Origin of the sequence: Lacticaseibacillus rhamnosus (assembly GCF_900636965.1) — a bacterium.
Taxonomy (GTDB): domain Bacteria; phylum Bacillota; class Bacilli; order Lactobacillales; family Lactobacillaceae; genus Lacticaseibacillus; species Lacticaseibacillus rhamnosus.
The window spans coordinates 1,154,184-1,173,636 of sequence record NZ_LR134331.1 but is presented as its reverse complement, the minus strand read 5'-3'; the positions used below and the strand labels follow the sequence as shown (position 1 = coordinate 1,173,636).

18 protein-coding genes and 2 tRNA genes are annotated in these 19,453 nt (G+C 44.7%); 6 read left to right on the top strand and 14 right to left on the bottom strand.

Features of this window, described 5'->3' with window-relative positions; genetic code table 11:
• Window positions 1–11 precede the first annotated feature (11 nt).
• Entirely contained in the window at window positions 12–878 is an 867-nt protein-coding gene (locus EL173_RS06105; RefSeq protein WP_005684922.1) for a VOC family protein, read from the bottom strand.
• A 242-nt stretch (window positions 879–1,120) separates the two neighbouring features.
• On the opposite strand from EL173_RS06105, the gene EL173_RS06100 reads away from it, so the two are divergent.
• Window positions 1,121–1,879 (top strand): flavodoxin family protein, encoded by a 759-nt coding sequence (locus EL173_RS06100; protein WP_005688992.1) that lies wholly within the window; start codon window positions 1,121–1,123, stop codon window positions 1,877–1,879.
• A gap of 123 nt (window positions 1,880–2,002) precedes the next feature.
• Here the strand turns inward: EL173_RS06100 and EL173_RS06095 are convergent, their stop codons facing one another.
• The 4 genes from EL173_RS06095 to EL173_RS06080 all read right to left on the bottom strand — a co-directional run bounded on the left by EL173_RS06095 (window position 2,003) and on the right by EL173_RS06080 (window position 7,491).
• Window positions 2,003–3,886: an ABC transporter ATP-binding protein gene (locus EL173_RS06095; RefSeq protein ID WP_005684924.1), complete on the bottom strand. Its 1,884-nt coding sequence runs from the start codon at window positions 3,884–3,886 to the stop codon at window positions 2,003–2,005.
• Window positions 3,886–5,616, bottom strand: a complete 1,731-nt coding sequence (locus EL173_RS06090) for an ABC transporter ATP-binding protein (protein WP_005684925.1) — start codon at window positions 5,614–5,616, stop codon at window positions 3,886–3,888. Before EL173_RS06090 ends, EL173_RS06095 begins: the two co-directional genes overlap by 1 nt.
• A gap of 55 nt (window positions 5,617–5,671) precedes the next feature.
• Window positions 5,672–6,328, bottom strand: a complete 657-nt coding sequence (locus EL173_RS06085) for a TetR/AcrR family transcriptional regulator (protein ID WP_014571280.1) — start codon at window positions 6,326–6,328, stop codon at window positions 5,672–5,674.
• A 404-nt stretch (window positions 6,329–6,732) separates the two neighbouring features.
• Window positions 6,733–7,491, bottom strand: a complete 759-nt coding sequence (locus EL173_RS06080) for a histidine phosphatase family protein (RefSeq protein WP_005688988.1) — start codon at window positions 7,489–7,491, stop codon at window positions 6,733–6,735.
• 416 nt (window positions 7,492–7,907) lie between these two features.
• On the opposite strand from EL173_RS06080, the gene EL173_RS06075 reads away from it, so the two are divergent.
• The 3 genes from EL173_RS06075 (at window position 7,908) to EL173_RS06065 (ending at window position 8,762) form a co-directional block, all read left to right on the top strand.
• Window positions 7,908–8,243 (top strand): hypothetical protein, encoded by a 336-nt coding sequence (locus EL173_RS06075; protein ID WP_005713761.1) that lies wholly within the window; start codon window positions 7,908–7,910, stop codon window positions 8,241–8,243.
• Window positions 8,236–8,421: a hypothetical protein gene (locus EL173_RS06070; protein WP_005688984.1), complete on the top strand. Its 186-nt coding sequence runs from the start codon at window positions 8,236–8,238 to the stop codon at window positions 8,419–8,421. The genes EL173_RS06075 and EL173_RS06070 overlap by 8 nt, the downstream gene beginning before the upstream one ends.
• Before the next feature lie 173 nt (window positions 8,422–8,594).
• Window positions 8,595–8,762 (top strand): hypothetical protein, encoded by a 168-nt coding sequence (locus EL173_RS06065; protein ID WP_019728545.1) that lies wholly within the window; start codon window positions 8,595–8,597, stop codon window positions 8,760–8,762.
• 138 nt (window positions 8,763–8,900) lie between these two features.
• Here the strand turns inward: EL173_RS06065 and EL173_RS15110 are convergent, their stop codons facing one another.
• Window positions 8,901–9,077 (bottom strand): hypothetical protein, encoded by a 177-nt coding sequence (locus EL173_RS15110; protein WP_005688982.1) that lies wholly within the window; start codon window positions 9,075–9,077, stop codon window positions 8,901–8,903.
• Window positions 9,078–9,841: 764 nt separating this feature from the next.
• Window positions 9,842–9,912 (bottom strand) — tRNA-Gln (locus tag EL173_RS06060).
• A 126-nt stretch (window positions 9,913–10,038) separates the two neighbouring features.
• Between EL173_RS06060 and EL173_RS06055 the strand changes: the two genes are divergently transcribed.
• Together EL173_RS06055 and EL173_RS06050 are read left to right on the top strand one after the other, a co-directional pair.
• Window positions 10,039–11,469, top strand: coding sequence for a C69 family dipeptidase (locus EL173_RS06055; protein ID WP_005688976.1), 1,431 nt, complete (start codon window positions 10,039–10,041; stop codon window positions 11,467–11,469).
• 432 nt (window positions 11,470–11,901) lie between these two features.
• Window positions 11,902–13,095 (top strand): MDR family MFS transporter, encoded by a 1,194-nt coding sequence (locus EL173_RS06050; protein ID WP_005688974.1) that lies wholly within the window; start codon window positions 11,902–11,904, stop codon window positions 13,093–13,095.
• A gap of 80 nt (window positions 13,096–13,175) precedes the next feature.
• On the opposite strand, the gene EL173_RS06045 is transcribed toward EL173_RS06050, so the two are convergent.
• The 7 genes from EL173_RS06045 to EL173_RS06005 form a co-directional block, all read right to left on the bottom strand.
• Window positions 13,176–13,313, bottom strand: coding sequence for a hypothetical protein (locus EL173_RS06045; RefSeq protein ID WP_005685842.1), 138 nt, complete (start codon window positions 13,311–13,313; stop codon window positions 13,176–13,178).
• An 868-nt stretch (window positions 13,314–14,181) separates the two neighbouring features.
• Window positions 14,182–14,412: a hypothetical protein gene (locus tag EL173_RS06035; protein WP_014571279.1), complete on the bottom strand. Its 231-nt coding sequence runs from the start codon at window positions 14,410–14,412 to the stop codon at window positions 14,182–14,184.
• Between the two features lie 1,020 nt (window positions 14,413–15,432).
• Entirely contained in the window at window positions 15,433–15,627 is a 195-nt protein-coding gene (locus tag EL173_RS06030; RefSeq protein ID WP_005688965.1) for a hypothetical protein, read from the bottom strand.
• A gap of 852 nt (window positions 15,628–16,479) precedes the next feature.
• Window positions 16,480–16,695 (bottom strand): hypothetical protein, encoded by a 216-nt coding sequence (locus EL173_RS06020; protein WP_005688961.1) that lies wholly within the window; start codon window positions 16,693–16,695, stop codon window positions 16,480–16,482.
• A 679-nt stretch (window positions 16,696–17,374) separates the two neighbouring features.
• Window positions 17,375–17,446 (bottom strand) — tRNA-Glu (locus tag EL173_RS06015).
• 132 nt (window positions 17,447–17,578) lie between these two features.
• On the bottom strand, window positions 17,579–18,046 hold the full coding sequence (locus tag EL173_RS06010; protein WP_014569506.1) for a nucleoside deaminase: 468 nt from the start codon (window positions 18,044–18,046) through the stop codon (window positions 17,579–17,581).
• A gap of 100 nt (window positions 18,047–18,146) precedes the next feature.
• The gene (locus EL173_RS06005) at window positions 18,147–19,064 is read right to left on the bottom strand and encodes a Gfo/Idh/MocA family protein (RefSeq protein WP_005688956.1); all 918 of its coding nucleotides are present in this window, start codon (window positions 19,062–19,064) and stop codon (window positions 18,147–18,149) included.
• Window positions 19,065–19,453 lie beyond the last annotated feature (389 nt).

Here is a 19,453-nt window from a genome sequence, read left to right as displayed (position 1 = left end):
GGCCAGATCGGTTACGCCACTCGAAACCATAGCGTCAGTCGATTCGGCCCAGCGATCATCAAAAACTGGTTCTCATGGTGATAATCGTAATCCGTTAAGCCAGCTGCATCAAGGTTCATCAAAATGTTGGCCATCGTCATTTTGTCAGGCAAAATAAAGCTCACATAGTCCAATCCATACATATCAGGCGTCGGTAACAATAATTTGGGATCCCGGCGTAAATTAATCCCAATGTGATGGCGATAGTCGCCTGCAGCAAGAAAGATCTCATCTTTTACCTGTGTTGCCTTTTCGCGAAACCCAAGTCCTTGCGCCAAATAATGACTGGTCGTTTGTAAATCAGCCACTCGAAACTGAACGTAGCCAATCGCCGTCCCTGATGGCAGGCGGTCATAATCGCGCACCGCATGCTTGCCAATTTCTTCGGGATCAAGCGCCTGTTCCACTTCATCATCCCAATTGTATTGACGCTCCTCTTGATACTGTTCAATTGCACGATCAATTGTAAAGGCCACGCCATTACCTTCCGGATCATGCGCCAAAAAGCCTTGGCGATAATTTGTCTGAAATGCCTTGGTCACTGCCTGATCCTGCTTAACAATGCGATACGCCGCCCCTAAAGCCCCCGGATTCGGTAATAAAATGGCAAAATAATCCAGTCCGGTGACCGCTTCTTGAGGGGTTAATCCGCTAATCTCATGCAACACGACTAACACCTGCTGATTTAACCGCGTGCCCAGATAAACCGTACTGCCGTTTTGCCGCAATAAATCTAACCGCGCAACGTCTTGATACCAGCGACTCACCTTGGCCAAGTCAGCCACTTTAAGCGCAATAAAATCCACGCGTGTTTCTTCCGGCAATGGAATTCCTGCCATGTTGACCCTCTCCTTCTCATTCATCCATGAGATCCTAACGCCTTTAACCTTTTGTTGCTGCCAACAGCATAATGAGTCTTCATCTTTTTTGCCAATAAAAAGCTTGATGCGCATGAGTACAAGGATCGGTTTGCAAAAATTCTTAATCTTTTTTAAAGTTAAGAGGAACTAATACTTGCAAAAATTGTTATTTTTGGCAGGTTGTTACTTAAGTCGTTTATTTTGTTTTGTGAGGCTTTCAAATGAAAATTTTAGGTATTTACGGCGGGCAGGATCCTGATGGGTTGACGGCTAGCCTAGTTAAAACAATCCTTGCCGGCGTTACGGCACCGGCGACAACCGAGTTTATTGACTTGAATCAGTACCAGCTGCGACCTGATCGTCCTGGCCAGACCAACCCCGTGCTAGACGAACTCGAGGAAAAGTTGCAAGCGGCTGATGTGTGGATTCTTGGAACACCCACCTACTTTGGAACCGTGGCTGGACAGTTTAAGCAGTTACTCGATTGTTTACGCCATCGCATCACTCGGATGACGCATCAAGGGGATACGCTTCCAGGAAAGTTTAAAGATAAACATTACGTTAGCGTCACCAGTTGTTTTGCCACCGGCCTGGACAACACTTTTACGCATCAGACCGATGCGACCCTTGTCACCATCGACAAAGCCATGACCGCTGCCGGTTTACATAAAATTACTGAACTGGTTCTCCCACATACTTGGGGCATGACGGCTTTACCAGCGGCCAAGGTCAAACAAGCACAAGCGCTCGGGGCAAAATTGGCCACTTTTAAAAAGAAGGATGATGAGACTTTGAAACGTTACTTATTGTTGTTCGGCATGATCGTGGTAATGGCTTTGGCAACCATGGGTATCCAGCAACTCATACCAGGTGTGGCAACCAACTTCTGGTGGCGCTATGTCAGCTTTGTTGTCATCTTTTTCGTCTTACTTGCTTGTTTGCTACACTACGCAACGTTTATGCGGCACAAGCGGCGGTAACGCTAAAAGGGTCCCGAAGACAAGATCGTTCTTGTCTTCAGGACCCTTTTTCATGTCACGGGATAAAAACATTTTCCCCGCAACGCACTATTTTTCTAAGCCTCAGCATCATTGCAAACTAACTTAAATCGCGACATTGCCACTGAACTGACTGTTGTACAGATCAGCATAAAAGCCGTTTTTAGCCATTAGTTCGTCATGATTCCCGGTTTCAACAATGGAGCCGTGATTCATCACGATAATCTTGTCGGCATCACGAATCGTTGACAGCCGGTGGGCGACTACGAAGCTCGTACGATCAGTCAGCAAGCGGTTCATAGCGTGCTGAATATGAATTTCCGTCCGCGTATCGACCGAGCTGGTGGCCTCGTCCAGAATAAGAATTTCCGGATCTGCCACGAAGGCTCGAGCGATCGTCAACAACTGTCGCTGACCTTGCGAAATATTCGAGGCTTCTTCGTTCAGAATCGTGTTGTAGCCATCCGGTAACTGCCGCACAAAGTTGTCAACATGGGCTGCTTTGGCTGCGGCCAATACTTCGTCGTCAGTTGCGTCTTCCCGGCCATATTTCAAGTTATCCCAAATCGTGCCGGTAAACAGCCAAGTATCCTGAAGCACCATCGCAAAATGCGCGCGAACATCTTCTCGCTTCATATCGCGGGTATCGGTACCATTCAAGCGAATCGATCCGCCGCTAATATCATAAAAACGCTCTAGCAGGTTGATGATCGTTGTTTTCCCTGCACCGGTCGGCCCGACAATCGCGACCATCTCACCTGGTTTGACTTGCAGGTTATAGTCCTTGAGCAACAAGGCATCCGGGGTATAACCAAACTGAACATGATCCATTACCAGTTTGTTAGGATCATTGGCCACTGCCGGCACACCAGACGGCTCATCCTGCATGTCTTCTTCGTCCAACACCGCAAAGATCCGCTCGGCACTGGCAATAGTGGATTGAATCGTATTGGCTAGGTTAGCAAGCTGGGAAATCGGCTGGGAAAATTGCTGCATATACTGGAGGAACGCCTGAACATTCCCAAGGGTGATCGTGCCATTGGAAACTTCAATGCCACCCATAATCGCAACAAACACGTAACCAATGTTGTTTAGGAAAATCATAAGCGGCATGATGATCCCGGAAACAAACTGCGCTTTCCACGCTGCATCATAAAATGCCTGGTTCTGGCCTTCAAATGCCTCAACTTCATCATCTTCACGATTAAAGCTCTTGATGATCACCTGGCCACCATAAGTTTCTTCAACTTGATTATTCAAGAGACCTAAAGCTTTTTGCTGGGCGGCAAAGAACCGTTGCGATTTTGGTGCGACAATCCCGACAACAATTAAGCCCAGCGGAATCGTTACCAATGCAATCAGCGTTAACTTCCAGGAAATCGTAAGCATCATCCAAATGGTCCCCACGAACATAACCGCACTGGTTACCATCTGCGTCAGACTTTGTTGCAGTGTCGAGGCGATGTTATCCATATCGTTAATCGCCCGTGACATAATATCGCCATTACTATGTGTGTCATAATACTTGATCGGCACAGTCTTCATCTTGTGCTTGAGATCTTTACGCAATTGATAAACCGTATTCTGCGAGATCCGAGTCATGATGAACTGCTGTAAGAAACTAAACAGTGCACTACCCAAATACAGAACCAAGACGATTAAAATAATCTGTTTGATCTTATCAAAATCAATTGGATAGTTGCCAACAGCGATACCGGCCTTTTGCTCCGCTTGGCCTTTCATAACCCCTTTAAAAATCTCGGTTGTAGCTTCCCCCAAGATTTTTGGTGTGCGAATTTGAAAGACGGTCGAAGCAATGGCCAAGACTAGCACCGCAATAATACCAATCAGACGGTTGCGCATGTAACCAAATAACCGCGCTGTTGTGCCCCAGAAGTTCTTCGGTTTTTCAACGAGACCACCACGGCCAGGACCCATCCGTGGGCCAGATGGCTGCTTGGTCGTTTGGGCTTTGTGATTGTCTGCCATTATTGCTCGTCTCCTTCCCGAATCTGTGACTTGATAATCTCCTGATACGTTGGATTGTTGGCTTTCAACTCGGCATGCGTACCTTTACCAACCATCTTACCTTCGTCTAGCACGACAATCGTATCAGCATCTGCAACTGTCGAAACCCGCTGACCAACAATCACAACCACTTTGGTCTGAATCTTGGCATCGGCTTTCAAAGCTGCACGCAGATTCGCATCGGTTTTGAAATCCAACGCTGAAAACGAGTCATCAAAAACATAAATTGAGGCGTCTTTCACCAATGCGCGGGCGATGGCTAGTCGCTGCCGTTGTCCACCAGAGAAATTGCCGCCGCCTTGTTCAACTTGATAATCAAGGCCTTCTGGGTTAGCTTCAATAAAATCGCGGGCCTGGGCAATCTCTAAGGCATGCCAGATGTCATCATCAGTCGCGTTTTCATTTCCATATTTCATGTTATCGCGAACACTTCCGGTGAAGAGGTTCGCTTTTTGCGGTACAAACGCAACAGCTTCATGCAATTTTTTCAAATCAACTGCTTTAACGTCTTCACCGTCGACGCGTACGGCCCCTTTTTCCACGTCATAAAAGCGTGGAATGAGGTTGACCATCGTCGTTTTACCACTCCCGGTACCACCAATGATGGCTAAGGTCTGTCCGCCTTTTACCTGAACATCAATGTCGCGCAAGGCCGGTTCTTCGGCATGGTGATAACGGAACTGAACATGGTCAAATGCCAATGCCGGATGAGCGGTATCTAATGCTTTAGGCGCTTCTGGTGTGGTGATCCGACTTTGTTGCGCCAGAACATCATTCAAACGTGCCGCTGATGCCTGAGCACGCGGAATGAACACGAAGATCATGGAAAGCATCATGAAACTCATCAGAATCTGCATCGCGTAAGTCATAAACGCGATCAAGTTCCCGGTTTCAAGCGCTTGTTGGGCAATTAAATGGCCGCCCCACCAAGTGATACCGATATTGGTACCACTCATAATCAAGGTCATGACCGGGAAAACAGCGGCAATAATTGAGAATACCTTGACCGCATTTTGGGTGTAATCCTGATTGACCCCTTCGAAGCGATTCTGTTCAAAATCATCTTGCCGAAACGCCCGAATGACCCGCACACCGGTTAAGCCTTCACGGAAAACCAGATTAATATTATCAGTCTTTTTTTGCATCGCCTTAAACAGCGGAACAGCAAAATACATAATGATGACTAGAAAAAGGGCCAATAATGGCAAGCTAATCAAAAACACCATCGTCAATGTATGACTCTTTTGATACGCCAGAAAACTTGCGCCGATCAACATAATCGGTGCCATGATCATCATGCGCAAAATCATCATCCAAACATTTTGAATCTGCGTGACATCGTTGGTTGTTCGGGTGATCAGCGAACTGGTCCCGACTTTATCCATTTCGTCATGCGAATAGTTGATGACTTTACGATAAACATCTGACCGTAATTTTTGCCCTAGCTTTTGTGATGTGCGCGACGCAAGAAAGACGTTCCCTACGCTCGCCAGAATACTGAGCAAGGCAAAAAGAATCATTTTCATCCCGGTTGCCCAAATATAGTCAATATCACCCTTGGCAACCCCGTTATTAACAATATCGGCCGTTAAGTTCGGCAAGTACAGATTACTCATGACCTGAACAATCATAAATAATATGGCACCAATGACGGCCAGTCCTGACATTCGCTTTTTTGCAAGCTTAAGCATAATTTCCTCCTAACAGTTGCTTTGGACCCCGCGTATAGTCCAGTGTGATGCGTTGCTAACGCTGCTGACGATCACTGGCAACACCAAATTGCAACCAGTCAAGGAGCTGATGACTACGCCGTTTTAATTCGGCGACCGTAATCGGCTTACCTTCAGCCTGGTGCGAATAGTAATAACCGATTGTCTGCATGAACATGCCGACAATCTGGCGAATCAGCAAACTAATCTCATCATCCGTTTGAATCCGGAGGCGACTGCGATCAATGCTGGTTAACAAAAACGCATGAATTTCACCATGCCCGTGCGGTGGCTTGGAAAATGGCACATCCGACTTTGCCATTTTGGTGGCACTCCGAATATCCATGTGCAAAAAAACATTCCGATACAATGCAGCATGTGGGCCATGAGTGAGCGCTGTGATCACTTTGTCAAAAAATTCTGACATCGCCGCAAACAAATCGCCATGATGTTTGGTCATCACTTGTTGTAATAATGCCACCGTCCGCTGTCGGACATTTTCCAGCAAATAAAAATAAAGATCCGCCTTATCATCGAAATACTGATAATAGCTGCCACGCGGAATACCGGCCTGCTTAATAATATTACTAATGCTGGCTTCATTAAATGGTGCCCGCGCAAACTCTTGATAAGCCGCATCCATTAATCGCTGTTGCTTAGCTTTTGGCAATCGAAAAAAAGTTGCTTTCGGCATGGCGACCTCCTTCCTAGTCTTCATCTATTCGTCAATTTGGAAAGTGTTTCATTATGACATCCCGTCATATGACAAGGTGTCATTATAGACGCCCATGCCACAAAATGCAATCGAAAAATGGAAGTATCAACTTTTTCTTGGACCTATAGAGATGCTTTTCCCGTTAACTTTGGCATGATTCCTGATAGTACTTGTTCCATGAAGGTCACTTGTTCCTCTACTCTTGTTGGTAACTTAATTAGCGAAGCGGGTCTCTTTTTAAACTCCTCCTTATGGCTCTATTATTTGGATCTATCGCCTTACCGATAGAAATTCTACACTAACTCAAAAACGGTAAATTCAGTCAATGGTCTGAATTTACCGCTTGCAACTGTTTTTGAGGTTGGTTTCAATAGCTTCTCTAACTAACGAAACTTGTCTAACATTGATGACTCTTTACCTTGGTCAATACTTTGAGGATCGTTTTGATGATCGTCTTTTTGAGGCTCATCATGGCGCAACGCCAGAATATCTGATTCACGAATCAAGTTGACCCCACGCAGGCGCATCCCCTTGTCAGTCACATCTACTCGCGTCACGCTGGTATTTTTTAACAACCCCAGCGGTAACTGTTCCGGTGCCAACTGATAGATTAAGGCACTCAATAATAAGCCATGCGACACCACCAAAATGTCACTGTTATCAGGACTCTGAGTGTCAATCTGCGCAAACGCTTGGCGAACTCGCACTAGCAGATCCGGCAAGTCTTCAGCCTGATGGGTCGGATCGGCATTGCGAATGGATCGGATCAACCCAGCAAAACGCTGTGAACCCACCCACGCGCGCCATGATGCCGTCAAGCCATAGCGGCGAATTGTCCGTGTCATCACAGCATTGCCTGGATCACCTTCCAGTCCGCCAAAATAATATTCACGTAAAGCCGATAACTTGATTAACGCCGGTTGCGGTTGATGACCCGCAATAATTCGCCTAGCCGTTTCAATCGCCCGTTCGCGATCGCTTGAAAAAGCCTTGACAAATGGTATCGGCCGCAACAATTCACCCAACCGATCTGCAGCATCACGCCCTTTTGCCGTCAAGTTTGCGTCGGTAATCCCCTGCAGCTGACGAGCAACATTCATCGGCGTCTCACCATGTCTGACTAAATACAATCGTTTTGTCATGCTTTTAACCGCTCCTATATATCTGTGCTGGTGGACTTATCAACTTAGCGTAAACTTATAACTTGGTCACTGGGACGCGTGTAAGAGCCTTGGACGCGGCGGTTACCGCTCTTTTCCTAAACGCGTTCCTCGGCGCAGGAATCTACGTGTAAGGACCTTTGTCGCAATGGTCAAAGACCGGCCATCACGCCCAAGGCCGCTTACACTCCGACTTCTAACCGGCCCCGCTCACGCTCTCTTCTAAACGCGTTCGCTGGCCCAGAAGTCTGCGTGTAAGGACCTCAGCCGCAATGGCCAAAGACCGGCCATCACGGCTGAGGCCACTTACACTCCGACTTCTAACCGGGCCCGCTCACGCTCTCTATTATGTTATCATGAATTTCGTAAATAATTTTGATTTGAATGGAGGTCTTTTTGTGATTGACGCAGCCATTATGATTCTGGCATATGCGCATGACCATCCGCAAAGTTATCAGGTTCGTCAGGTACCGTATCAAAATGTTGCTAGTATTTTGCTTGACGACCAAGTCATCTTCCCGCAACAGCAAGTTTTCTTCCCACCGAATCGATTGCGGGTTATTCGATTACCAGAACACTTTTCTTTTGACAATCCTGACATTAGCGCTTGGTTGCTGAGCTTGTTGCCTGATTTAGGTGAAGATGTTGAAGCCCCTTCGTCTGATCAGATGTGGCTCACGACCAGCCATTTGACCAAGGCCAAGCAGTTACTCATTGAGGTTTCTTTTGAATAGCACTGTCAAAGTCGTCTTAACCCGCGGATTACGTGCGGTATTGATGGCTTTCTTCTTATTCATCGCCCGCGCCTTTTTGACCTGGCCGTGGTTGGCATTTATTATCGTTGCTTTCTTGATCTATGCGTGCGGGTGCTTTGCTTATGCTGGGTTTTTAGCTTGGGTGCAGCGTTTGTGAGGTTTTTCGTGACGCCCAAAATTGAGACAGATCTGTAAACTAGCATCTAATATAGGTGCCCGCTTTGCCTGACGCTTTTAACAACCAAAGCTACCGTATTTGTGTTTAATTGTCGCTAGAATCAAATTAAGATATTCGTGCAACAAAGGCACACACGCAAAGGAGGGCGCGCCATGCCACAAGTAAAGAATGCCTTTTATGTGCATGGAAACTCTGTCGTTGAATTTAAGCCAGATAAAACGGTTCGAATTGACGATTATTTTTTAGTCAATAACCAGACAAAAACAAAGGTTATAGGACTCCTATGGTACCGCCAAATACGCCATTGTCATTTCTCATGACTGGCAAGCTACACGTTGGCGATATCTTGACATCCATTCCGTAACCAAAATAATTCACAATATTGATGGTAAGTTTACCAATAAACTATTTGGGAGAAACAACACCTGTTGCTTATTTGTGTCGTGACTCGAGGTGGTTTAATTTAATTTATTAGTGCCAAATTTTTTCTGAACCCGTTTCAATAAATCATCACGCTTTTTCTTGAAACCAGGCTGACTTTCAATTTCCCTCATGTGGGCTTTCTGCTCATCCGTAAGTGGACGAGCCATACTCTCATCAGAAACCATATATTCTTTTTCCTTATTTTCAGCCATACTTCAATACCCCCGATCTAAATATCAGCAGTTGCAATTTTCTTGTTCTCTGATTGGAATGAACATCTTCTTTATGGTCGCCACATAGCGACTTAAAGCTTCTGCGGTCGACTCAGAAAGGAACGAGCACCTGAAAATTTCTCATCTATCAATATCACAATCAGGATTAAACTCAGTCAGAAAGATTTGCTAAACTAGCACGACTGATCTTTAACAATCCGAAGACTAGGTCAAAACAATCGCCTCCTCGTTAACGACCCATCACCAAGACGATTGTTCATTTCAAAACCAGAAAGAATTATTTTCATTGCAAGTCTCATTGTATTTTTCAGATCTTTAACGAGTTGTAAGTTTATAACTACAGTTTTACCCCCACAAGGTCTATCGTTTGCATAGGGCATGCTTAAGTTTACCATAGACAGAAACCCAACTTTGATAGCCTTCACAATATTCTTGTGGTGATATGAACGGTAATATTTTGATTCTCTTTTAGAAATACCCGTAATTTTGAGGACAACTAAAAACCGCGACCCACAAGGCTTCATAAGCGCTTGTGAATCGCGGTCACTGTTTTACGAGCATATGTTCAAAAAAGCAGAAGAAATTCAAGTTAGAAAAACACTAAAAGCGCTCGATCAGCTTTGAATTTGTCTCAATCATGTCTCAATTGCCCGAAGTTAACGGATATTTATGGAAAACAAAAAGCAGAAACCCTTTATACCAAGGCTTCTACTCTCATTAGTAATCTATTGTAATGTCCAGAATTGGGTAGATAGGGATCGAACCTATGATTATGGATTCAGAGTCCACTGCGTTACCACTTCGCTACTACCCAGTAACTTAACAACGAGTAATATCTTAAAAAAAAATCGCGCACTTGTCAACGACTTTTTTGATGAAGGTGCAAAAAAGTTAATTCTGGCGTAAACTATTACCAATACTTAAGAAGTGAGGCGCAAGAATGAAAATTGAATCTGCATGTACTTCGATTCTGGTTGGTAAAAAGGCCAGTATTGACGGTTCAACGATGATCGCTCGTAACGATGACACGTTTAGCCCCCTGACGCCGCAACGGTTCTATATGCACGCCGGATGGAAAGGCGAGAAATCCTTGCACGTCAAGTCACCGCTGAATGGCTTCGAGGCGGATTTGCCTGAAAATGGTTATCGCTACAACGCGGTTCCAAACGTTGAAAACGATAAACTTGGCGACTACGAAGAAAGCGGCATTAATGAACGTAACGTTGCAATGTCGGCAACGGAAAGCACTTATGGCAATGAACGGGCATTGGGTTTTGATCCGCTTGTCAAAGAAGGTCTGGATGAAGACTTGATTGTTAATATGGTACTGCCTTTCATTGAATCGGCTCGTCATGGCGTTGAATACCTTGGCCAGCTCATCAAACAATATGGTTCGCCAGCTGGTAACTCGGTGCTCTTTTCCGACAAAGATAGCGTTTGGTACATGGAAATCGTCACCGGCCATCACTGGGTTGCCCAACGTATCCCTGATGATGCGTATGCGATTGCGGCCAATCAGGTTGCGATTCAACAAGTCGATTTTGACGACACCGACAATTTTGCTTGGAGTGAAGGCATTCAGGAGTTTGTCGAAACCCATCACCTCAACACCGATAAAGAAGGCTGGAATTTCCGCCACATTTTCGGCACGATGAATGAAAAAGACCGTCATTACAACACTCCACGCGTTTGGTACGGTCATAAACTGCTCAATCCCGAAATTGAAGCCGATCCGGAATCTGCGGAATTGCCTTTTATCATGCGGACCGATCATCTCATCACCCGCGAAGATATTGCCCAGATTCTTGGCAGCCACTATAACGAAACACCTTTTGATCCTTATGGCCACGGTGATGATGCCGACCGCTTCCGTTATCGGCCGATTGGTTTAAACCGAACCCAGAATTCCCACATCCTGCAGTTGCGCAGTGATGTTCAGGAAGGTTTGGAAGCCATTATGTGGCTGGCAATCGGCATGCCTTCATTTAGCCCGTATGTCCCGTTTTATTGCAACGCGAATGACACCGACCCGAGCTATTCCAAAACACCGAAAACCTTTGATATCGATGCTGATTCGGCTTACTGGCTGCATCGATTGCTTGATGTATTGGTAGAGGCACATTACACCCAGTTCATTCAAGCGGATCGTGACTATCTAACCGCCTTGAACCGCGACTATCGCGAAATGATCCAAGGCTTTGACAAAGGAGCCAAAGAACTTGGCGCTAAAGAATTAACGCAATATCTGACAGACGCCAATTACAAGATTGTCGCGCATACCAAGGCGGCAACGAAAGCCTTGATCAACGAATACGTCATGGAAAGCTTGAAACTTTCAAAACTAACCTTCAACATGGATAAGAACCTTTAATAGCAAGCAAGCGGTCAAAATGATGGCCGCTTTTTTGCTGGGATTTTACTGTTACTTGACATTGTCCTTCACTGCATCACTGATCTGCACATGTGGGTGCCAGCAACGTCACAAGCTTTTTAACGTGAACAAATTCAGCATGCTTGCTTTAATGCAGGCAGGTTTTGATTGCTCCGATCCGTGCCCACCCGAAAAAGTCATCGGTCACGGCTATAAAAATGGGTTTGACCTACTACTCATGCTTGACGTACGATGGCCTTATTATATTGGGACGGAACATTTATTAGTGACAAGCAGATGGGTTGATTCATACCCAGCGCTGACTCAACTAGTTTGACACAGCTAGAACACCATGATCACGATTCAAGTCTTGGTTCGGTGCTTCAAAACCCGATCCCCCAAATATGTTGACATACAAAGGATGGTGTTGTCATGCAACGCGAAATCAGACTGCGCTGGCTTCTAACTGGTGCTTTACTGAGTAGTATCGGCATGAGTTTTATCTGGCCACTAACCAGTATTTATTTACATAATCGGCTTCATATCTCGCTAACGGTTATCGGTGTCGTTTTATTACTCAACTCACTTGGCAGCGTTATCGGCAGTATTGTTGGCGGCCGGCTGTATGACCAAAGCGATCCTTTTCGGCTAACGTTATTTGGCGTCGGCCTCACCGGCATCGTTTTAATTGGCCTGACAATTTGGCATGGATGGCCGGCTTACTGTTTTTGGCTGGCACTACTTGGTATCGGCTCCGGTTGGAACATTACCATGGTTAATTCTCTCGGCACCAGTCTACGTTCAAAAGATGGTCGATACGTCTTTACCATGCTCTATTTCGCGCAAAACGTCGGCGTTGTTGTCGGCACCTCTTTAGTTGGTTTTATCTATGACATCAGCATCACCCTGCTATTTTTAATTGCGGTCATCTTGTATGTGCTATTTTTTATTGTCGTGCTTACAAAATTTCAGCCAGCATCCAAAATCACACGTACACCTTCAAAAGAAGCGATGGCAGCATCCCCAAAAGCCACATTACCGGCAGCAAATCACCTAATGTTAACAACTTTCTTTTTTGCCTTACTGGTCTTTTGGCTCATGTACCAGCAATGGTCATCTAACTTGTCAGTTTATATGACAGGACTAGGCATTCCACTACGCAACTATAGCTTTCTGTGGACGCTCAACGCAGCTTTAATTGTGGTTATTCAGCTATTTCTAAACTGGTTTAACGAACACGTCAACGGCATCCGCATTATCTATCAAATCCTGTTTGGCCTCGTGATGGTGGCAATTTCTTTTCTAATCCTCATCACCGCCCGAACTTACCCCTTCTTCGTCATCGCCATGATTGCCTTAACCACGGGTGAAGCCACCGCATCCCCTGCTATTCCCGCTCTAGTCAATGACTTAACGCCACGGGCGATTAAGGGGCGATATCAAGGCTTCGTTAATTCGTGGGGATCAGTGGGACGTGCACTGGGTCCGTTATTTGGCGGCCTTGTTATCGATTGGCTCAACTACCGCAGCCTCTTCATCATCGCTGCAATCGGCGTCTTAGCACTTGTTGCCATTCTCACTGCTATCTGGATCAAAACCCGCCGCGACCTGATACGTTACCAGTAATCCATCTTTTTCTCTTCCAATTAAAAATACCCCATCTGCAACTAGCAATAAAATTTACGCCAGTAGCAGATGGGGTTTTATTACGCGGCTTTATTTGTCGCTTTTAATTGATGAATGGCTTGTTCAATTGTCCGGCCAGTTCCAAAATGATTCTGGTCATGCGCATCAATCGCCACAAACAACTGGTTTTTGGTATCGAGTTGAATTCGATATTGCATGATGCCGTCGCCTCCATTTTTATATCAAAAGGCTCCTTTAAAATGTTAAAGGAACGCCTACACCTTCTATGTTAAAACGGTTGTCAAGTGAGAATGTAGGCAATCTTGGATAGGCATGCGAAATTTTAAATACTCTGGATCATCTTTAGTTTGTGGTTGGATTTTTCTTTGGCTCATTATCCAGCTGAATAGTTTTACTCTCATTTAACGTCATTGGAGAGAAGCCTCAGTTGTTTTTTAGTCCTACAATCAGAAAAAAAGAACACAAAAATAGCCCCTCAAAGGCAGTTGGACACTTATCTTTCAGTGCGACTCTTTACCTTCGAGAGCTGTAATTCTTTGTAAGCTTCTTCAGCTACCTCGGCTCGCTTATATTGATCAAAGTCTGCTTGCTGCCGAGCTGTCGGATGCTTAATTGTGAGCACGGGCAAACCGCTTTCGAACTTAACATATTTAATGATACTAATTGGAGGAATGACCAAGACTGCTCAGCTCCCTTCGCGTGATTTTTTTGACGAATCTCATAATGATATTATCAGGATCGGCGTTCATCTTGGCATCTGCTTAAGCTTCTCCAGACATCTTCATAGCACACCTACTATAACGTACTTTTCAACGTACATTTGTGTGTATTCTATGTTGGCTCGCTTGAACGCCTCAACCACTCCATCATCAAGCGTGTGCTGGTTCGTTAATTTGTGACTCAGTTTAACTTTTTGACCACATTGTCATTAGTTGCAGTATCTTTGTCTGACTATATCGCGATAGTAACAATCTATCTGTAATAAAATGCGCCATTTCACAATTCATAATGCCATAAAATTAGCCGTTCACTGGCGGCTAACCTATTACTTGTTCGTCTTTATTGTTAAACGTTAACCCACTCATACTCAGGATAAAGGTTTTCCCAAGCTACTTCATTAGGCTTTTTTTCTTTCGAATGTATTTCAATTTGAGTTTTCTGCTTAGCTGTATTGTCCCAGGCAAACAAAATCACTGTGTAAGGGGTGATCCGCATGAATTGATGTCCAAACTTGCCATTTGGCTCTTCTCGCTGATTCTTCAATATTCCAATGATATAGTCCTTGAATTCCGTCAACCGTTTCCAACTCCTTTTCTGCGTTTCTTCATCCAGGTTAGGCCTGCCTGTTCGGCTCTTCTTCAAAGCGCGTCATATGACCCCGACCAAGTTTTACCCCGTAATTTTTGTACTGTCGAATATGTTCTCTTTCATGCAAGTACGTCATTTCATGATTCATAACGGCATAAAAATAGCCGCTCACTGGCGGCTTGACACTTTGTTAATTTGCTGTAGGCGCTGGCCATTCGGTTAATTTATCGTTTGCTTCTTTGTGCAATCTATCAAAGTATTCCCACTCTTCTTTGGGAAAATCAAGCTTCCATGGAACAATATCTTGTGGTCGTAGTGGCAGGTCAATTTTCGCTGGATGAGGCATGTAATAGTCAAAAGACTTTCTAACAAAATCTGTTCTCAGTTTAAACCATCCCTCCCCTTATAGGATGCATGCGCTAACATAAACAACATCAATTACACTGTCAGTATACTTGCGTGCCGTGCTTCAGCAACAGATGCGTCTATAACTTTGTTGATCATTTGTATACTCCACTAGTTGGTCAACTATGTATTTAAAAGCCCTGATGTCATGCGTACCCACAACGCCAAACTTTTAGTCACTTCCTTGACACTGCCTATCGTGGTTGAGCCATAATTCTACTCGAGGACATGAGACTCATTAAATTCCGAATACTTTAATAGAATGGGTTATTAAAACAGTTCCGGGCCGTGCCTAACTACGCAATCTCCGGCCAGATGGGGCTGGAACGCTGTGACGGCGCTTGGAGCCTGCAAGTCCGGCAGCCTCCAAGTCGCCTAACAACCCGCGACAAAACCCGGTCGCTGTGTTGTTTTCACGGCTGAGCCCCATCCGGCCTACGATTGCGCCGCTTTGGCACTAATATCGTTAAAACTCATGTTGATGTAAGAAACCTAAAAGACGTACAATTCATCGATTAAATCGATGAATTGTACGTCTTTGTTTCAGAACTGTGAATTATGGCCCAACCTCAACCATTTTATTTAAATTTCTATATTGTGTTTTCATCCAATTGTTGTCTCGGGCCATTCGGTTAGCTTATCGTCTGCTTCCTTGAGAAGTTGATCAAAATATTGCCATTCCTCTTTAGAAAAATCAATTTTCCAAGGCACAATGTCTTGTGGGCCAAGGGGCAGGTCAACTTTTGCAGGATGTGACATGTAATAGTCAAAAGACTTCCTAACAAAATCTCTTCTCATTTTAAACCATCCCTCCCCTTATAGGGTGCATTCGCTAACATAAACAACATCAACTACACTGTCAGTATACTTTGCATGCCGTGCTTCAGCAACAGAAGCGTCTATAACTTTCTTGATCATTTGTATGCTCCGCTGGTTGGTCAACTATGTATTTAAAAGCCTTGATGTCATGCGTACACACAACGCCAAGCTTTTAGTCACTCCTTTGAAACTGCCTATCTTATACGAATGTATTTCATATAAAACTATTTTATTTAAATTTTTCATATTAGAAAACGCGCAATTTCTTGTTACCCATAAAGTCATCTGACGGAGCTTTTAAAATCTCATTATCAGGAAAGGTCTGCAGAATTGCTCTATAAGACGTTGGGTCCGTTGTGTATGTCGTCATAATAGTCAACGCCATCGGGAAGAGTGACTACCTGAGGAATATGCACTCGTATTAACTGTGAGAAGAGCGCCACGATCTTAGAATCATCTCCCTTTAAAGAACCGTCCCAAAACAGTACTGACTCTCTATTTAGTGAATTGACTTTAACTTTAAAGCCCACAACCATCCCTCCCTCATTTTACTCACGCGCTAACAAGCCTAGGATCATAGATGCATAATCCTTACTGAGATTATATGTGAGCCGGAATGCCGATTCAAGTTCTTTGAGAAGTAACATGCAAGAGGACTTCTCCGTATTTCCTTAATCTTTTCCCAATATACGGATGAACGGAATCATTATCCATATCGAATGCCCCACCAACATTTAAAGTTGTACGAGACGATTTCGCAGTTGTTCTTTTGGCCTGCAAGCAGGAAAAGAGGCATAAACATAGCCGACACACTGGCGGCCTTCACAGTTATTATCGCTTCATATCTTCTTGTATTTCCTTGCGTATTTCTGATAATCGCTTACGAGCTTTTTCAAGCGAAATTTGCTCAAAATCAGCGATAATTTGAACAGATTCTTCTTCTGAGAGCTTTCGGGCTGGATGAATCGGTCGTTCATCAACGATACCTACAGGAATTGGTACGTCCTTTTGAATATCCTTCAACTTCTTACTACTCATCAAATCCATCTTCTTCCATCGAAAATTCAAATATCTTCATCACCCGCGTCGGCGCTCGTAACATAGCTAAGTTCCGGCTAGCAGCGTTTGCCATATAAAAATCAATCAATCTATCAAGTTAGAACTCACTTGGGATCTTCTTTGCTGAACGATTATACTTTATATCCTATCTATAATGCCTAATCACCGCAGTTGAGTCAATTTTTCCGTTCGCCTAAAATCAATCTATTCACCATAAAGTCACTCTCGCAAAAGAAACATCTTTAAATTCCCAAAAGCCACAAAAATAAACCTTCATCCAGCATCAGCGAGCAGAAGCGCATTCATCAGTTTTGTGCTAACCGTTCCCCAGCCAATTTAATTTGAGGATTCTTCAATAGTCTGTTGAGACACGATTGGACAAAATTACCTTGGCAAAGTATCCCACAAGGTTGTCAAAATGGATCCAACGTAATTCATCAAACGTCAAAGTCTTTGCCACTCAAAGGGGTACAGGCATCAATGATGAATATCGAACAATCAGCCTAGATTTATCAAACGCCAAAGCATTTGTACCACAAGACTTCCTACTTTTGACGGTGAACTTGAATCTCAAGTATTCAAATCTTTTCTCTCCAAAACAAAAACCCCCGAAACACCGTTATAAAGGCATTCCGAGGATTTCGTTTCATCACATTTATTCTATTTCTCACCCGTACGGGATTCGAACCCGTGTTTCCGCGCTGAGAACGCGGCGTCTTAACCCCTTGACCAACGGGCAATGAGTGGCGCTTTATCGTACCTAAATTATTCTACAGGAATCTATAAAAATGTCAAACATATTTTGCGAGTAAGCGACCACTTCGCACCCTTTTCCACCAAGCCACCAGCTCCAGAAATGTGTGTCAACTTATCAATACAATTCCTTTTGTGCTGACTGATACGCCTTAAACGCGCCGATGGTCAGATTGCGATCATGCTGACTCAGCTTCAGCATTTCCCCCTTTAATCCGGCATTGATAAAGTCATAAATTGCAGCATCGCGAAACCCAATTGCCGCAGCATCATCAGCGGTATTGCCATAATAGACTTGTTTGATATTTGCCCAAATAATCGCACTTAAACACATTGGGCAAGGCATCGCCGAAGTATAGAGCTCACAACCGGACAAGTCGTGTGTTCCCAATGCCTGGCCAGCTTTGCGAATTGCGGTAATTTCGCCGTGTGCAGTTGGGTCATGATCAACCAACACCCGATTATGTGCACGACTGACGACTTGACCGTTCTTGACAATTACGCACCCGAATGGCCCGCCATCGGATCCGTTAACATTTGCTTTTGCTTCTTCATCAGCCATTGCCATAAATGATTTTTGATACATAGCACTTGTCCCCTTCCTTATCTGCTGGTCCGACACTCATGTTCAAGCTGGCAGATTTCATTTTATCGATCTTCAAAAGCGTTTTGGGTTAGTACCCTGTCTAGTTGTTAATTTGATTGACCAAATCGGCGACAACAGCGTGCGCTAATTGACTGGTTGCCGGTGATACCGGATTCTGGCCATCTGGATTACCCACGGCCTGGACAAATGCCTGTACCATTGGCGCAAATCCCCGGGTTTCAAGCATAGGCTGCCAATCTGGGGCAAAGGTTTGTGAAGCGCCACCACGGCCATACACGACGAGTTGATCCAGGTTTTGGACGCGTTGAACGCCGCTTGGAGCTGCCACTTGTGCCTCTTCAAGGTTGGTGCCTGCTTGTAAGTCAATCCCTGCCTCACCGCGAATACCTGGAGCCGTGAACGTCACGCTTGCTTGTTGAAGTTGGCCATCACTCGTGGTGTGCAAGGCATAGCGGGTGTTTGGTTTTTCCGGATAGCCAGCGAGCATCAGTGCAGTGTCTACCGGATGAATGAAAAGATCCCACAGCGCATGTTCGGTATCATCAAGCGCATCAATGCGATTCTTATCAACGCGGACGCCTGTTTTATCTGTCACTTGCGCTAAATCTTGAATCATTGGGGCAAACCGGCGATTAAAGCCAACCGTCAGCATGACATGTTTCGCATCGGCCAAATCATATAATTCATTAACTTGCGCCATATCGGTTGCTAAAGGCTTATCCACAAAGACATGAACACCTTTTTCCAAAAAATGCTTAACATACTGATAATGTGTCGCGGTTGGTGTATGAATCATCACCGCTTCAAGTGGTTGTCCATCGAGGTCTTGTAGCGAATGGCCTGCACTTTCAAGCCCGTACTGTGCTGAAAGCTGTTCTAACTTGTCTTCATTGCGTGTATTCAATAACCAGTGCACTTGATTTTGCATTTGCGCATAAACTGGCAAGTAGGCTTTTTGAGCAATCGTGCCTAAACCAATGACTCCAATCGTTAACATAGCTTCACCTGTTCTTTCATTGATATCGATACTTTCACACTAGCACAGCCCCATCTCACGGTAAAGATAAGCATTCATTATGATTTGAACAGGCGCTTAGGAAAGCTGAAATTTCACTGGCCAACCAGGTCCTCGAACTTCACGATCATAATGGCCGGTTACAAAAAGAATTCCGTCCAATGGCAATATTTCAAAACAAGCCTTCATAATATTATGGCAAAACCCTCTCTATCATTCAGAATACGCCGTTCCAACCTTGGCGAACTTGAAAACGATCACTATTTAGCTTACGGTTATTATGTAAACTAAAATAAGCGTCAGGCATTTGCATCGTCTTTTAGTTTAATCGGGTATCGCCGCTGACAAGCAGCCGTGACACCAGACTTCTT